This is a genomic window from Candidatus Diapherotrites archaeon (genome assembly GCA_040755695.1).
Lineage (GTDB): Archaea > Iainarchaeota > Iainarchaeia > Iainarchaeales > 1-14-0-10-31-34 > JBFMAK01.
In genome coordinates, this window is sequence record JBFMAK010000001.1 from 536772 (window position 1) to 553052 (window position 16281).

A 16281-nucleotide genomic window follows, 5' to 3' on the forward strand; every position below is an offset into this window, starting at 1 on the left:
AAATGAAGTGTCCGGTATGCAATGGAGAAATGAAAAAATCAAGAGAACCATATTGTTTTGGCGAGGTAAAAATCGGGGAATTTGAAGCAGAAAAATGCACTAAATGCAAAGAAGTATTCTTTACAGAAGAATCTTCAGACAAAATTGACAAAAAAGCAAAACAGTTGGGCTTATGGGGCATAGGGCAAGAGGGAACTTTAGGTTATAGCGGGAACAGCATAATAGTAAGAGTGCCAAAGAAGATAGTGGAATTCCTGAACTTCAAAGAAGGAAAAAAAGTCTTCATTCGTCCAGAAGGCAAGAAAAAATTGGTTATAGAAGCATAAAAAATTATAATAAAATGGAGTTAATTATTCATGCCCGCGAAAATCCTTTCAGGCGAAGAATTAGCAAAAAAAATAAGGGAAAAAGTAAAAAAGGAAATTTCAGAATTAAAGATTGCCCCAGCCCTTGCCATTGTAATGGTCGGAGATAATGAAGCATCAAAGCTTTACGTGAAAAAGAAAGAGGACGCCTGCAGTGAAACAGGAATTAAAACAAAAAACCATTTCCTGGAAGAAAAAACAAGCCAAAAACAATTAATTGAATTAATACAAAAATTGAACGAAGACAGGGAGGTTAACGGAATTCTGGTTCAATTGCCTCTCCCAAAACACCTTAATATATTACATATAATGAATAATATAGCACTGGAAAAGGACGTTGACGGCTTTCACCCGCAAAATTTCGGTTCAATAGCCTTGGGATTGAAAGGATTTGAGTGCTGCACACCAAAAGGCGTAATGCTATTGCTCAAAGAAACTGGAATTGAATTGAAAGGAAAGAATGCGGTCCTTGTAGGGGCAAGCAATATTGTAGGAAAACCATTAGGATTAATGCTATTGAATGAAGGCTGCACTGTAACCTACTGCCACAAGCACACAAAAAACCTGAGTGAACACACAAAGAAAGCAGACATACTGATTTCTGCTGCAGGAAAACCGAATTTAATCACAAAAGAAATGGTGAAAGAAGGCGCAATAGTAATAGACGTAGGCACCAACCGCTTAGAGAGCGGAAAACTTGTTGGGGATGTAATATTTGAAGAAGTAAAAGAGATTGCTTCTTATATTACTCCAGTCCCACACGGGGTAGGCCCAATGACAGTTGCCTGCCTTCTTGAAAACACTCTGCAGGCAGCAAAAAACCAATTGAAAGGGCAAAGCTTTTAATTTTTTGTATATACATTGTATATACTATGAATTATTCAAATATTGAAGTTAAAGAGCAGTTGGTGAAGAGGGCTATGGCTTTCGGCAACGGAAGCATTGTGTTTACACCCAAAGCCTGGAGGGGGCGGGAGGTAATTGTAATCCTGCCTAAAAGGAGCCTTTCGGTTGAGGAAAGCGCTCTGCAGCTAATCCAGCCTTCCCTGAAAAATATTGTGGGGGCATTTTTTGTCGGCTCTTATGCAAGGAACGAGATGGAGAAAGACTCTGATGTCGACCTTATAATTGTATCAGACAAAAAAATGAAAATAAAAGAAAAAGAGAACTTTCATGTTCAATGCATTGAATTACAGCAGTTAAAGAATTCACTGAAAGAAAACCCTATTGAGTTCTACCCAATGCTTTTGGAGGCAAAATCTTTAATCAATGAAAAATTGCTGCAGGAATTGAAAGAAACAGAAATCAATTTCAAAAAATTCAATTGGTTCATTGAAACAACTGAAAGCGCTTTAAAGGTTGTAAGAGAATTAATTAAAATGGAAAAAACTGAGGGGAAAAAGTTTTCCGATAGTACGGCAAGCGTTTACTCTTTAATTCTAAGGCTCAGAGGCATCTATCTCATTAAATGCATTCTGAACAAAAGACCTTACTCAAACAAGTCTTTCAAGGAATTCATCAAAAAGGAAAGCGGAATAAAAGAAAATTCAGTGAAACAATTCTATGAGGTTTACAGAAAGGAGAGAGACGAAAAGAAAGCCAAGGCATTAATTTCAATAGAAGAATTAGAAAAACTTTTTTATTTTGCCCAAAAAAAATTAATGGAATTAAAGGAGAAACTGCATGAAAGACAAGAAAAAACTAAAGAAGAGCATTGAATCATTTGAACGCCTTCTCAAAGAACACGAAGAAAAACTAAGGAAAGCGCAAAAGAACGGCAGATGGGATTTAACGGCCTATTACCCCAAAGAAATAAGCAAATTCAGGAAAGAAATGCAAAAGAAAGCCAAAAAGCTGGAAAAGAATTAAAAACAGCTTAAATTTTAAAGCAGTTTGTTTTATTAATACATTCAGTGATTGTGTGTGGATAAAGAATTATTTTTGACTGCAGTATTCAAAGAAGAGAAGAAGGGTTATTCTGTTTTCTGCCCAGAGCTTGGAATTGCTTCACAAGGAGAAACTTTTGAAGAAGCAAAAAAGAACATCAAGGAAGCTGCAGAATTGTACCTAGAAACAGCAAAAGAAATTCAGGAAGCAAAAGAAATTGTTGGCCTCCTTAAGGGGTCAAAAAAGCGCTCCAAAATTGTAGCAACAAATATCCCAATCAAATTGAAGGCATAAGGCATGAAGTTGCCTGTTGTTTCAGGAAAAGAAATGATTAAATTCCTTCAATCCAAAGGCTTCTCTATTGCAAGGCAAAAAGGAAGCCATGTATCATTATACAAAAAAACAAGTGAAGGAAACCTGATTGTAGTTGTTCCGATAAAAAAAGCAATAAAGCCGGGAACATTATTGAGCATACTGAAACAATCAAAAACAATAAGAAAAGAATTAATTGAACACCTGAGATGAAAAGATGAAAACCTTAAGCATTGCGGTCCTGGCCTCCACCCGTGCAACAGACTTAACTGGAATAATGCAGGCAATAAAAAAGAAAGAATTGAATGCTCAAGTGAAGCTCCTAATCTCAGACAGGGAAGACGCAGGCGCCCTAGAAAAAGCAAAAGCCTATGGGATTCCTTCACTTTACCTGAACCCGAAAGATTTCCCCTCAAAAGAAGCCTTTGACGAAAGGATTGCCGAAGCATTAGAAAAAGAAGAAATTGAATTAGTCCTGCTCATAGGATTCATGCGCTTCCTGAGCAAGGAATTCGTGCATAAATTCGAGAACAAGATAATGAACATTCATCCCTCCCTCCTCCCGGCTTTTGCCGGAGGCATGGACAAGAATGTCCATCAGGCAGTATTAGACTCAGGAGTGAAAGTAACAGGCTGCACACTGCACTTTGCAACAGAAGACATTGACTCAGGCCCAATAATAATGCAGAAGGCAGTGGAAATTTCAGAGAATGAAAGCGTTGACTCGCTCAAAGAGAAAGTGCAGGAAGCAGAACAGAGGGTTTTAGTGAAAGCAATTAAATTGTTTTCTAAAGGAAAAATTAAAGTAGAAGGAAAGAAAGTAAAGATAATGGATTGATTTTATGGGCAGAGCTAAAAAATTTAAGGTTGAAAAAGGCAGTCCAGTTAGTTTTACTGTAGCAAAAACTCAAATTGGAAGAAAAGCAAAAGGTGCTCATGGCTATATAACGAAAGGAAAGGTTTATTTTGGTAAAACCCCTGTTCTTTATGTTGCAAAAATTTATTATAAAAGGCATCCGCCAGACCAGGCAGTAAAAGATTTCAGAATGCTTTCAAGACTAAAAGCAATTGGCTGCAAGGTAATTCCAGCATTTATGGTCGTCAGACCTGAGGGAAGAAATCCAATCCTGCTTTTAACTGACTTGAGGAGAGAAGGAAGATTTGAAGTTCAGAAAATGGTTGAAATGAAAAATGTTGCAAACAAAGAAGAAATAAGGAAAATTGTCGAAGAAAACTTTAAATTGGCTGCAAAACACAAAATATTTCTTCCAAGAGACTCATGGATTGTGGCAATAGACAAAAAGACAAGAATTGGAAAACCTTACATTTCAGACGTAGTTTTGTGCTTTGAACATTAAGGGGGCATAAAATTGAATGAAATAAAAAATGCATTGATTTCTGTTTCAGACAAGAAAGGAATAGAAGAATTCGCGCTGGAATTAACTGAACTGGGAATCAAAATTATTTCAACTGGAGGCACCTACAAGAAACTAAAGGAAGCAGGCATAAAGGTAATTCCAATAGAAGAATTCACAGGCTTCCCTGAAATAATGGATGGAAGAGTGAAGACACTGCACCCCAAAATACATGGAGGCATTCTTGCAGTAAGAAAGAACGCCCTCCACCAAAAGCAAATGAAAGAAAACTCAATTGAAGGAATAGACATAGTGGCAGTAAACCTTTATCCCTTCAAGGAAACAATTGAAAGAAATGCTCCCTTGGAGGAATGCATTGAAAACATTGACATTGGGGGGCCTACATTAATAAGGGCCGCAGCAAAAAACTATGAAGACGTAACAGTAATAGTTGACCCGCAGGATTACGGAAAAGTATTAAGCGAACTTAAAGACAAAAGAATGGTGTCAATCGAATTAAAGAAAGAATTAGCAGCAAAAGCCTTCCAGCTCATAGCAGAATACGATGCACTGATTGCACAATACCTGAACAGGGAATTCCTGCAAGAGCAATTCCCTGAAAGGATTGCCTTAAGCTATGAGAAAATGCAGGAGTGCAGGTACGGCGAAAACCCGCACCAGAAAGGATTTGTATACAAAGAGCCCATCACAATAGAATCAGACATAGTGAACGCAAAAATCTTGTGGGGCAAAGAAATGTCCTTCAACAACTTTTTGGACGCGCACTCTTCGGTTGAATTGCTCAAAGAATTTGAAGAGCCCACAGCAGTAATAGTAAAACACAATAACCCGTGTGGGGTTGCATCCTCAAAAGAATTAAGCGAGGCATTCCAGAAAGCATACGAATGCGACCCAGTATCGGCTTTTGGAGGAATAATTGCATTGAACAGGCCTTTGGACTTAAAGACAGCAGAAAAGATTGTTTCATTCTTCAACGAAGCAGTAATTGCCCCTTCCTTTGAAGAAAAAGCACTCGAACTAATAAAAACAAAAAAGAATTTGAGGATACTGGAACTAAAATTGAATGCAGAAAAAAAGAAAGGAATGGAGTTCAAGAAGATTTCAGGAGGCCTTCTGCTCGAAGAAAAAGACGAACACGAAATGAGAAGAGAAGAACTTCAATTCGTCTCAGAGAAAAAGCCTTCAGAGAAAGAAATTGATGAACTTCTCTATGCATGGAAGATAGTAAAGCACATTAAAAGCAATGCAATTGTAGTCACAAAAGACAAGGCAGCAATAGGCATTGGAATAGGCCAGACAAACAGGGTTTTATCAGCAAGGATTGCACTAGAGCAGGCAGGAGAGAAAGCAAGGAATGCAGTCATAGCATCTGACGGCTTCTTCCCCTTCAAGGACTCAATTGAACTGGCAGGAAAGTTTGGAATTAAAGCAGTAATAGAGCCTGGAGGCTCATTGAACGACAATGAAGTAATAGAAGAATCAAACAAGCAAGGCATAGCATTAGTGTTCACAGGCATAAGGCACTTCAAGCACTGAATTTAAATATATTATGTGCATTAAATATATTAAATACATTTAGTGAGGTGATTTAATGCCGACGATAACTTTGTCTGTGCCGCAGGATTTAAAGCAGGAAATGGATAAGGCCAAGTTTATAAACTGGTCTGAGGTTGCCAGAACTGCAATTAAGGAGAAAATCTCCCAGTTGAAGATACTTAGTTTAATAACCTCCAAGTCGAAGTTGACTGAGAAAGATTCTTTGGAATTAGGCAGGGAAATAAACAAGTCACTGCATGAAAAGCACAAAAAAAGTAATGGTGCCTGCTGATGGAGCTTGTTGTAGACTCAAATGTCTTGATTTCAGCATTGATTGCAGGGGAAGGCAAAACCAGAATTCTAATATTTTTAGATGATATAACTTTGTATGCCCAGAGTTTTTATTGGAAGAAATTGAGAAACACAAGCAGGAAATTCTCAGAAAATCAAAACTTTCTGGAGCAGGGTTTGATTTGGCTGTTTCTTTAATAGCTTCAAGAATAAAACTTGTTCCACTGCAAGAATTCAGGCGGTTTATTCCAAAAGCAGAAAAAATTACGCCGGACATTAATGACACAGAATTTTTTGCCTTGGCTTTATCAAAAAACATTCCTATTTGGTCCAATGATAAAGCATTAAAGCAACAGGCAATAGTAAAAATAATTTCTACAGCGGAATTACTTAAAAAAATTGAGCAATAAGCAAGGTGACCACAAGAAAATAAGCGGTGGTCACCTAGCAAACATCAAAAATATTTTTTCCTGATTTCTGCAAGAATTCCTTCAATCATTTTTTTTCTATTCTTGTAAAGTCTAAGCAGGTGCTTTGTTTCTTCCATTAACTTCAAGTTCTCAGGGTTCTTCAAAGAACTCAATTTATCCTCGTAATAAACTATTCTTCCCGTTGCTTCCCCGAGCTGCGCGCGGAAATACCTGTATTTTTTGGTTTGCCTCATGCTTTTCTTTGATCTTTTAAGCCTTTTCTCGGTGTGCCTGACTTTTCTGGCGTACTTCTGCGGCGGCTTTTTTTTTGTCATAACACAAAAAGAATGCAAAAAATTTAAAGACCTTCTGGCAATCGACGAACGAAAAAGAATTAAAGCATTTCTATTTTCAATCTGCTTTAATGAATGAAACAAAAAAACTTAAATATGTTTTGGGTATGAATTAGTATGAATAAAGTATGTAATGTTTTAGGTGGTCTTATGTATGAAAGTATTAGCGTTGTAGGGGAGAGGGGCCAGATAACTATACCCAAATTGATAAGGAAGCTCAACGGCTTGAAGGCAAAAGACAAGGTTATAGTGAAAATTGAAGACAGCCGGATTGTTATCGAGAAGGCCTTAAACAAAAAGCAGAAAGAAGAGCTAATGAGGGAATACTACACAAAGTACTCCAAAGAAAATGAAGAGCTCAGCGAAGAAATGATTTCTGCAAGCTCTGAAGTGGTTTGAATGATTATTAAAAGAGGGGACATTCTTTTAGTTGACTTTAATCCAGTGAAGGGTTCAGAGCAGGGAAAAATAAGGCCTGCTGTTGTAGTGCAGAATGATGTTGGAAACATTTATGCTGGCACTACAATAGTTGTTCCAATAACAAGCAGCAAGCCTGAAAAAATTTATCCGACAGATGTTTTTGCTTCAGCAGAAGAATTAGGCCTTAAAAAAGAGTGGTCAATCAATTGTTCCCAGATTGCAACAGTTTCAATAAAACACAGGGTAATCAAAAAGCTTGGTTCACTCAATCCCGAAACAAGGAATAAAGTAAATGAAGCCCTCAAGACAAGCCTTGCATTAGACTGATTTTTTTGTTTTACTTAGACAATTGACGGACGCAAACCCTTTTATTTAATTCTGTTTTTTTAGTTTGCTTTAGAGGGCTGGTTTAATTGAAGGTTTCAGACGAATTGAATGACGGGGAAGGTTTTGACGAATTATTGTGTGAAAACTTTTCCATTGAAAGAGACTTGAATAAAGAGAAGTTGAAGGATTTCTTGCTTAAAGCCGGAATGCCTTTGGATTTAATTGCTGAAGAAGCCTTGTGGCAGTTGGGATTAATTAAAGAATTCAATAAAGAAATGCACGTAAACAATGCATACATCCTATTCTTTGCCTTAGAACCCCAAAAGTTTGTTGAGCAATCCTGTATTACTTGCGTTCGCTATCAAGGAAATTCAATGGCTTCAGTTATTGATAGGAAAGCCTTGCAGGGAGACCTTCTCGCTTTAGTGGATGAAGCTGAATCATTCGTTAAAAGGCACACTCGCTTGGCTTACAGGTTCAACGGATTTAAGAGGATTGATGTTGAAGAGTATCCTTTTAATGCAGTGAGAGAAGCAATAATTAATGCTGTCTGCCACAGAAAATATTTCTTGAAGAATAATGTTTTCGTTAACGTTTTTGATGACAGAATTGAAGTGATTTCCCCTGGAAGTATTCCAAACAATCTGAGCTTAAAAGAGGTTTATGGGACAAGCAATCCAAGAAACTTTAAGGTAGTGGAATTATTCAAGAAAGTTCATTACATTGAAAGGCTTGGCTCTGGACTGAAAAGAATGGATGAATTAATGTTATTGCATGGACTAAAGAAACCTTTATATGAAGCAAACAAGGCTTTTTTTAAGGCAACCTTTTTTGGACCAAAAGAAAAAATTTTGGGGTTAGTGAAGTCTTCTAATGAAACAGACTTAAGAGAACTTGGCTTGAATGAAAGGCAAATCAAGGCATTGAATTACCTGCAAAAACAAGCCTTTACCACAAGAAGCGATTACCAAAAACAATTCAAGGTTTCAAAAATGACTGCCTTCAGAGACTTGCTGTTCTTGATTGAAAAAGGCATGATAAAATCCGAAGGCAAAAGCGTTTCAGCAAAATACTTTCTGAGCAAATGATACGTGTTCAGAGAAAAAGATACGTTCTTGATACTGATTTCTCGCCAAACAAAGAAGGGCAAGCAGGTACGATAAAACAAAAAATGATACGCAAATGAAACGCAAAAAACAAACATTTTCCTTTTGTTTCCACCCAATTCTTTTTTTGTTCCTCTCCAATGACAATTCCTTGCTACATAATCGAACTTAAGTTTTTAAAGATTTCTGCTTCCAAGATGACTTACATCTAATAATTTTACTCAGATTTACTTGAATAAATAAAAAATTGGGGGGTAGTGGTAAAATGAGTATAAATAATAACGTAATAAAATTCACTCTAATTCTCTTTTTATTCACCATCTTTGCTTCAACTGCTTCTGCTTTGCATACAAGCACTGCTGAACTTCAACCTGAATGGTCTCCGGCAGGAGAACCCGTTAATTACACTGTTACTTTTTGTAATGATGGAACTAGTACACATGACGTAGATGAAGTTAGAATCTACAGAAACATGTCTTACACGAATTTTGTGTGTGATGATAAAGCAGGATGGGAAAAATATTTTATTTCTGCAAAGCAGGCTTGCCAATATGTTGCAATTGATAGCAGTTCTGGCAATTATATAAGCCCTGGCGAATGTGAAGACTTTACTTTTTCCGCAACAACCCCTCAAAGTGGATGTGAATTTACTTGGGACTTTGAAACAAGAGATTTAACTTTCCCTAACACTGGTTCAATACAGTATCTTAGTGATACAACTAGTGTTGATGACATGAAGCCCATGTTAATCAAAACATTGGGCGACCCGAAAATTCAAAACGAAGAAACTTGGATTACACAACAAACCCCCATACACATAGAAGCATATGATCAAGGAGAGTGTGGTATCAGCGGCCTGAATTATTGTGAATACAGATATGATGTTGATGGAGTGGAAGTATTGCCTTGGACACAAATTCAATGGCAAAAAGTTCAACTCGGGCAACCACCTCATTATCATTACACTTTCAACTATCAAGAAGATTCAAATCACTATTTAGAAATAAGATGTTATGATATTGCAGGGAATATGGCTTACCATGAACAATGGGAAAAGGTAGATGACACCCCCCCAGTAACAACAAAGCAATTTACTGGCCCCCAAAAAATTGATGGTTTAGTTGAATGGATTGACGGAATAACTACTGTAACTTTAAATCCTACAGACCCAGACCCAACAACTTATGACTGTAATATTGGGGTGGACAAGACCTGGTATAGAAATGACTGGTATGTAGAAGGCGAAGGAACAGCTGGTTGTTATGACCCACAAAATTATTGTAATGAACAATGGTATAGTATAGTAAGCCCTTACACAATGGAAGAATATCCTGGCTGTATTGATTATTGGCAAGAACAATGTCTTGAAGCAGGTTCCCATGGTTCAACTGAATGGTTTGATTGTATGGACTATTGGTTGTACGAGGACTGTAGCATCACAAACTGGAAACTTTACAGAGGCAACCCAATCCAAAAAGAAGAAGAATCTTGCCATATCATGTCATTTTTCAGTGTAGATTACTTGGGAAATAAAGAAGACCTTAATATGAATTGCTTCTTTGTTGACAAAACGCCTCCAATGGTTATTAAAGACAATGGAAATGCAATTCCAGGCACTGGAGAAAAAATGTTTGTAACAGACGATAATCCAAACGGAGACTTCCACTGGATTACCACAGAAATGCCTGTAACCTTCACTTGTGATGACAGCTGGGGTAAAGAAGCACCACATCCATCAGGAGACGAAGAACTTTGCTATAAGGTTTCATATGATTATCCTGAATGGGATTACATTACAGAGGATTATTGTAGCACTGAATTAAATAAAGACGGCTACTGCTGTGTTCCGGCAACAGTAAAAGACCCATTCGAATTTTATTTCAATGAAGAATCAATGCACAATCTGGAGTACTACTGTATTGATGCAGTAGAAAAGAAGAGCGATGTACATGTACAATATTATAAAGTAGATGACACGCCCCCACTCATAGAAAAATATATGATTGGTGATTATAATGGAGATTGTCCTTATGGAACAGATTTAGAACACGGGGACTGTTTTGTTGCGGATAATGGTTCAAGTGGTGTAGAGATTTATGCATATGATCCGGAGCCACACCCAGTAGGTGTCGATGTAGAAAAATGCAGATATGCACTTTGGTGGCACACAACTGAACAAGAATGTTATGATGCGGGTTATAACGAATATGATCCAATAAATGGAAGATGTGCAGTTGAAGCAGGCTCTATTGATGGTTCCCAAGAGATATTCTTCCAAGAAGATTCTACGCATGACTTAGTCATTTATTGTTATGACAGGTTAGGAAACCTAGCTCAGGATGAAGAAGTATTTCTCGTTGACTCAACTCCTCCAGTTACAACCAAATGGTATGAAGGACCACAATACCCAAATCCAATACTTGAAGGCGAAACACCTTACCCTCACTGGATTAATTCTTCAACTTTAGTGCACTTAGAAGCAGAAGACGAAAAAGTTGGAGTGGGCAAGATTTACTGGAGAAACACACTTGTGGACAACATATATTGTTTCACTGAATTCAGTGGATGCCAAAACGCAGAAGGCTTAGGATTATTCCAGGAATACCTTGAGCCATTCAATAAGCCAGAGGAATCATGCCACCTAATAGAATATTATGCAGTAGACAAGTTAGGGAACGAAGAGCAAATAAAGAAACAGTGTGTATTCGTTGATAATACAGAGCCAATTGTTTCAAAAACAGTTGGAGACCCAAAAGTTGAATGCGGTGGAACAATTGTGCTGGACTTTGAGGACCTCCCTGGTCAAGGACAACTGCCATCAAACTATGCTGGTCTTACATGGAGTCCAGATTGGTGGCACTATGATTGGCCGCAACCACCTTACACACCGCATTCAGGAGTGGTAATATTATATGACTTCGACCCTAACGCATATATAATTTTCCCACAACCAACCACATTCGAAGGCGCATGGTTTGCAGGGGGATATAACCCAGACTATTTTGTAATGGATGACTTCACATATAAAACGGGTGGTAATGCAGAATGCGATTACTATGTAACGCAGCAGACCCCAATATACTTGAACTGTGAGGACACAGGAAATCATCCAGTGAACAATGTAAAGGCATTTTACAGAACTTATTTCTGCGATCAGGAACCGCCAGCAGAATGGACTGAATACCCAATTGACACAATATACTTCGGAGAAGACTCATGCCACAAGTTGGACTACTATTGTGAGGATGCATTAGGCAACAAGACAGATACCTACACAGAAACAGACTTTGTTGATAGTGTGGCACCAGACATAAATAAAATAATAATTGGACCACAATACGGACAGTGCCCGCCAAGACCAGATAGCGATGATGAATGCTATATTGACACAGCAACAGAAATTCACGTGAATGCAATTGACCCAGAATCACACCCAGTAAATGATGTTACATGCAATTGGAGTTATGAGGTAATAGATGATGACAAGAGTGACGGAGAGCAAGGAGTAAAACCTCCTTTCATAATAAAATTGCCTGAAGAATCAAGGCACGCTCTCTACATTGAGTGCTGGGATGCTTTAGGCAATAGAGCAAGAGACTACGAAGAGTTTATAGTAGACAAGACTCCCCCAGTGACAACAAAGAGATATGGAGAACCATTTTACCCAAACCAGATAAGTGACTGGATTAGTTCTCTAACACCAATATACTTCAGTGCCTATGACCCAGAACCTCATCCATCAGGAGTTAAAGCAACGTATTACAGGATAAGCCTTGTAGACGACACCTATTGTGACGGCATAAACGAAGATAAAAACTATGACCTGTCATGTGAAGACGCTCCAACACCAGACAGCTTCTTTGATGTCTTTATTGAACTAAGCCCGCCAACAATACCAGAGGAGTCATGCCATCTAATAGAATACTACAGTGTTGATAACGTTGACAAGACAGAAGAACCAAAAAGGCAGTGTGTCTTTGTGGACAATACTGCTCCAATTCCAGACAAGAATGTAGGAGAGCCAAAATCAAAGTGGGATGGCAGTGATTCAGTCTATTATCCAGAAGAAACAGAATACTGTTGGGCAACAGAGAATGGCATTGAGTGCTGGAAGATAACCTTGCTTACGCCAGTAAAACTTGGCTGCGTTGACCAAGCGCCGCATCCAGTAGACAATGAAGGCGTATGCTTTAGGGTTGAATGGGATAAAGAAGATATGACAGAAAATTATTGTGAACAGTACCAAGGAGACATGAAAGAAAACGGTTTCTGTTGCGTGAACAAGGAAATAGAATTCATGTTCAATAAGACAAGCGAGCATGAATTAGAATACTACTGCGTTGACGCGTTAGGCAATAGTAACGAACAGAATTTAGATGTAGAGAAATTCAAGGTAGAAGACACTAAGTTTGAAATACAGATAAACAAGAAATGGAATTTAATTTCAGTGCCTGTAGTGCTTTTGGATGACGATCCAGAAGTAGTGTTCAGTAATATAAGTGAATGTATTGAATCAGTGTGGGCATATGATGGCGAGAGCGAAGAATGGTATGTCTTCACTCCAAATGATGCGCCAGATAACCTAGAAAGCATTACTCCGGGCTGGGGCTACTGGGTATTAGGAAAAGATGATTGTACTTTAGTCATTGGAGGAAGCCTAATGAATCCAGGTCCAACACCTCAAGCAAGCAAGAAAATTGTTTCAGGGTGGAACTTGATTGGATACTATGGAGCAGATGGAATGGAAGGCTATTATGGGCCATATGGTAATGGAGGACAATCATATTGTGAACTTTATTCTCTTGGAGAAGATTTATGGGATAAGGAGTTCACTGGATTATGGACTTATTGGGAGCCAGACAATCCAAATCAATGGAAGCCGTTAAGCAGATATAATAATATGGACCCAGGAGCAGGCTACTGGTTGGCAACACCACAAGAAGGCCTTTACACGTCATCAACTGACTGCGGATGGTGGGATTAAAAAAAATAATTTGGAGAAGTAATTTTTTCTCCTTTTTTTTCTTTTTTTTTTTTTTTGAAAAAGCATTTGAATTAAAAACTTAACTCAACACAAAATTAATTCAACATAACAGAATTCGGGGGGAATGAAATAAAATGAATTTGAAGATTTTACTTTTAGCTTGTTTTATTTTATTGTTTTCTGGAACTATTTTTGCTGCTGCTCCAGTGCCTCCACATCAATTTTATGGAACTGTTTCAATTGGAGGCAGTCCAGCAGCAAACGGAATCCCAATAATTGCAAAAATTACTGGAACAATGGTTGCAAGCACTGTTACTTCTAATGGAAGATATGGTTATGATCCAGTATTTTTTGTATATGACCCTAACGGCGATAGAGCAGGAAAAAAAATTGAATTCTATATTCTTGAAATTAAAGTAGGAGAACAAACATTCATAAATGGCGGCATAACTCAATTGAATTTCACTATTGCAAATGCTGTTTGCAGTGATACTTTCTGTGACCCAAACGAAGAAACGTGTTCTAGTTGTTCACAAGACTGCGGCAATTGTCCTCCTTCCGACACCGGCGGTGGTGGCGGAGGTGGAGGAGGTGACGGCGGTGGCGGAGGCGGAAGCCCTCCTTGCACTCCAACATGGGAATGCACTGACTGGGGTGAATGCACTCTAGAAGGAAAACAAAGCAGGACATGCGTTAAATCAAATAAATGCTCAAGCAATACAGGAAAGCCCATTGAAGTACAGTTATGCACTTATGTGCCCCCAGAGCCAGTGAAGGAAACAGAAGAAACAGCAAGCGGGACAGGAAATGAGAATGGGACAACAGGAGTAAACATTCCTTCAAATGATACAGGGAATAAGTCAACTTCAGCGAATTACATTGCAACAGGATTCTTCGGCTTGCCTCAGTTATGGTCTAATTTATTGATTGCAGCAATAGTCATAATAGTAATAATTGCAATAATTGCGTTCGCTTTGATTGCAAGGAAAAAGAAGAAGTAATTTTTTTTTCTTTTTTTTCTTTTTTTTTTATTTTATTGATTTCATTGCTTGCTGCACTATCTGCCTTCTCATTCTGTCATAATATGTGAATTCTGTTTTCAGGTTTGCTCTCAGGACTTTTTCGTTCAAAAGATCCAATGTTTTTATCAATTGCAGAAAATTAGGGCTGAATTCTCCGATTATATCTTTTAATCTTGATACAGATTCAGCTATATCATTAAAGTCTCTTCCCAGTTTTGCATAAAAATCGCTGTGGTCTTTGTCAAGCCCTGATTTTTTTATGAATTCTAGCTGGCTTTGCCCTGCATTGATTACTTTAATTAGAATATCCTTTTCTATTTTCCGCTTGTTCATCATTTCAGATTCAAGTTGGCTTATGTAAAGGCTTTGGGCCGTAAGCTCTGCAATCCTGCGCCTTTTTCTTTCAGGGACTTTAAGCAATTTTATCATGTCGCCAATAGCGCAGCTTATTACAAACAGTCTTTTTTTCTGGAGGCCTATCCCTTCTGGGGCTTTGCCTGCCCATTTTTTTACAAATTCAGGAAGCAGGGCTTCCCTTGCTATTTCTTTATTTTGTTTTTTAAGCATTCTTTTGGTTTTTTTCCGGGAACGCCTTCCTTCAGGTCCCTTTCTTTTCATCGGCATTCAACCACCCTTTCTTCTGTTATTATTTTTTCTACTTTCATGTCGTGGCATTCGCAGGGAATTTCTTTTGTTAACTGGGACTCAAAAGCCAGGGCAATCACAGGAATCTTTTTGGGCAGTTCGGAAAGAAACTTGTCGAAGAATCCTTTCCCTGAGCCTATCCTGTTGCCTTTTTCGTCAAAGGCAATGCCTGGAATGATGATTAAATCTAGTTCTTTTGCGTTCACAGGCCTCAGGAATTCTTTTTTGGGCTGGAACAATCCAATTAAAGTAGGTTCTAATTCTTTCTCGAAGTTTTTGATTTCGGACAAAAATATTTTGTTCTTCTTAAAGTCTGTGATTGGGATTACAACCCTCTTCTTTTTCTTTAATGCCTCTTTTATTAGTTCATGAGTCCTTACCTCGCTCTTAAAGCTGATGTAAGAAAATAATGTTTTTGCTTTCCTGAATTCCTGCAACTCAAATAAATTCTTCTTTATTTCATTGCTTTTCTCTATTAGTTCCTCTTTTGAGAGCAGGTCTCTTTTGGCTTTGAATTCCTTGCGTAGCTTCTTCTTCATAACATCTAACTTTAAGAAAAGAAAAGCATTAAAAGCTAATCTTTGGCAAAAAAAAGGGTTTTTTATGCAAAGCTTTTTATTAGTTTAAAATTATTTATTTAACGTGAATTAGAATGGAAGGAAACAAGCTGGTTCTTTCTCTATCCAAGATGATAGACGAGGAAATAGGCAGGGTGTTCAATGAAATAAAGCTGAACATAAAAGACATAGGCTTCTGCCCTCCAAGCGAAATAGTGAAAAAGGAGTTCAGTTCATTAAAGCCTGTTGTAGGCATTTACTGTGATGTAAGCTCAAGCGCTTTCACTGGAAAATCAGGAGACTTAAAGGGAAGCCTTGTTGCAGCAATGCAGTCAAACCACGCATTCCTTCTTGTTGATTTAATTGAAGGAAAGGAGCTCAATTCAACCAAATTCATTTCCGAAAGGGAAGGCCTTAAAGTAAAAAACTTGTACGGCAACCTGTTCAAGGCATTCATTGACGCCTTAAGCGATTTCTTTAATGAAAAGCTTTCTTTCTCTGAACCCCAGATTTTTGTAACCTTGGGCGATTACATTTATGAGTTCTGCGCAAAAGACTTTATGTCAAACAAGGACGGCTTATGCATTAAAGGGGAGATAGAGGTGAGCGGCACTCCAATTAAAGGAGAGGTATTGCTTTATCTTTCAAGCGAGCAGCCTGAACTCCTGTACGAAAAAATAAAGTGATTTT

19 protein-coding genes and 1 pseudogene are annotated in these 16281 nt (G+C 38.0%); 17 read left to right on the forward strand and 3 right to left on the reverse strand.

The genetic code is table 11. The features are described from left to right. The first annotated feature begins 2 nt into the window (after positions 1 to 2). The 11 genes and pseudogenes from AB1467_03180 (at position 3) to AB1467_03230 (ending at position 6177) form a co-directional block, all read left to right on the forward strand. Complete coding sequence (locus tag AB1467_03180; GenBank protein MEW6295275.1) at positions 3 to 326, forward strand: AbrB/MazE/SpoVT family DNA-binding domain-containing protein; 324 nt, start codon at positions 3 to 5, stop codon at positions 324 to 326. A 30-nt stretch (positions 327 to 356) separates the two neighbouring features. Beyond that, positions 357 to 1211 (forward strand): bifunctional methylenetetrahydrofolate dehydrogenase/methenyltetrahydrofolate cyclohydrolase FolD, encoded by an 855-nt coding sequence (folD, locus tag AB1467_03185; protein MEW6295276.1) that lies wholly within the window; start codon positions 357 to 359, stop codon positions 1209 to 1211. Between the two features lie 26 nt (positions 1212 to 1237). Then, the gene (locus AB1467_03190) at positions 1238 to 2083 is read left to right on the forward strand and encodes a nucleotidyltransferase domain-containing protein (GenBank protein ID MEW6295277.1); all 846 of its coding nucleotides are present in this window, start codon (positions 1238 to 1240) and stop codon (positions 2081 to 2083) included. Beyond that, positions 2049 to 2234 (forward strand): hypothetical protein, encoded by a 186-nt coding sequence (locus AB1467_03195; GenBank protein ID MEW6295278.1) that lies wholly within the window; start codon positions 2049 to 2051, stop codon positions 2232 to 2234. Before AB1467_03190 ends, AB1467_03195 begins: the two co-directional genes overlap by 35 nt. Before the next feature lie 54 nt (positions 2235 to 2288). After that, a complete protein-coding gene (locus AB1467_03200) occupies positions 2289 to 2546 on the forward strand; it encodes a type II toxin-antitoxin system HicB family antitoxin (GenBank protein MEW6295279.1) in 258 nt (85 codons plus the stop codon). A 3-nt stretch (positions 2547 to 2549) separates the two neighbouring features. Further along, complete coding sequence (locus AB1467_03205; GenBank protein ID MEW6295280.1) at positions 2550 to 2777, forward strand: type II toxin-antitoxin system HicA family toxin; 228 nt, start codon at positions 2550 to 2552, stop codon at positions 2775 to 2777. Positions 2778 to 2781: 4 nt separating this feature from the next. Further along, entirely contained in the window at positions 2782 to 3402 is a 621-nt protein-coding gene (purN, locus tag AB1467_03210; protein ID MEW6295281.1) for a phosphoribosylglycinamide formyltransferase, read from the forward strand. Between the two features lie 4 nt (positions 3403 to 3406). Beyond that, positions 3407 to 3922: a hypothetical protein gene (locus AB1467_03215; GenBank protein MEW6295282.1), complete on the forward strand. Its 516-nt coding sequence runs from the start codon at positions 3407 to 3409 to the stop codon at positions 3920 to 3922. A gap of 21 nt (positions 3923 to 3943) precedes the next feature. Continuing rightward, complete coding sequence (gene purH, locus AB1467_03220) at positions 3944 to 5476, forward strand: bifunctional phosphoribosylaminoimidazolecarboxamide formyltransferase/IMP cyclohydrolase (protein ID MEW6295283.1); 1533 nt, start codon at positions 3944 to 3946, stop codon at positions 5474 to 5476. 55 nt (positions 5477 to 5531) lie between these two features. Continuing rightward, positions 5532 to 5768, forward strand: a complete 237-nt coding sequence (locus AB1467_03225; GenBank protein ID MEW6295284.1) for a hypothetical protein — start codon at positions 5532 to 5534, stop codon at positions 5766 to 5768. Continuing rightward, positions 5768 to 6177, forward strand: a pseudogene (locus AB1467_03230) (PIN domain-containing protein). The gene AB1467_03225 and the pseudogene AB1467_03230 overlap by 1 nt, the downstream one beginning before the upstream one ends. 44 nt (positions 6178 to 6221) lie before the next feature. Here the strand turns inward: AB1467_03230 and AB1467_03235 are convergent. Next, complete coding sequence (locus AB1467_03235; GenBank protein ID MEW6295285.1) at positions 6222 to 6512, reverse strand: hypothetical protein; 291 nt, start codon at positions 6510 to 6512, stop codon at positions 6222 to 6224. A gap of 168 nt (positions 6513 to 6680) precedes the next feature. Between AB1467_03235 and AB1467_03240 the strand changes: the two genes are divergently transcribed. From AB1467_03240 to AB1467_03260, 5 genes are all read left to right on the forward strand, one after another. Then, positions 6681 to 6929 (forward strand): AbrB/MazE/SpoVT family DNA-binding domain-containing protein, encoded by a 249-nt coding sequence (locus tag AB1467_03240; protein MEW6295286.1) that lies wholly within the window; start codon positions 6681 to 6683, stop codon positions 6927 to 6929. Continuing rightward, positions 6930 to 7277 carry a type II toxin-antitoxin system PemK/MazF family toxin gene (locus tag AB1467_03245; protein MEW6295287.1) on the forward strand — a complete coding sequence of 116 codons (348 nt, stop codon included), beginning with the start codon at positions 6930 to 6932 and terminating at the stop codon, positions 7275 to 7277. Between the two features lie 86 nt (positions 7278 to 7363). Continuing rightward, on the forward strand, positions 7364 to 8365 hold the full coding sequence (locus AB1467_03250; GenBank protein MEW6295288.1) for an ATP-binding protein: 1002 nt from the start codon (positions 7364 to 7366) through the stop codon (positions 8363 to 8365). 283 nt (positions 8366 to 8648) lie between these two features. Next, entirely contained in the window at positions 8649 to 13367 is a 4719-nt protein-coding gene (locus tag AB1467_03255; GenBank protein ID MEW6295289.1) for a hypothetical protein, read from the forward strand. Positions 13368 to 13501: 134 nt separating this feature from the next. Next, on the forward strand, positions 13502 to 14368 hold the full coding sequence (locus AB1467_03260) for a hypothetical protein (protein ID MEW6295290.1): 867 nt from the start codon (positions 13502 to 13504) through the stop codon (positions 14366 to 14368). Positions 14369 to 14395: 27 nt separating this feature from the next. Here AB1467_03260 and AB1467_03265 read toward each other — a convergent pair whose 3' ends face one another. Further along, positions 14396 to 15013, reverse strand: coding sequence for a hypothetical protein (locus AB1467_03265; protein ID MEW6295291.1), 618 nt, complete (start codon positions 15011 to 15013; stop codon positions 14396 to 14398). Further along, positions 15004 to 15573 (reverse strand): 5-formyltetrahydrofolate cyclo-ligase, encoded by a 570-nt coding sequence (locus tag AB1467_03270; protein ID MEW6295292.1) that lies wholly within the window; start codon positions 15571 to 15573, stop codon positions 15004 to 15006. The genes AB1467_03265 and AB1467_03270 overlap by 10 nt, the downstream gene beginning before the upstream one ends. 113 nt (positions 15574 to 15686) lie before the next feature. Between AB1467_03270 and AB1467_03275 the strand changes: the two genes are divergently transcribed. Then, positions 15687 to 16277, forward strand: a complete 591-nt coding sequence (locus tag AB1467_03275) for a hypothetical protein (protein ID MEW6295293.1) — start codon at positions 15687 to 15689, stop codon at positions 16275 to 16277. Positions 16278 to 16281: the final 4 nt, after the last annotated feature.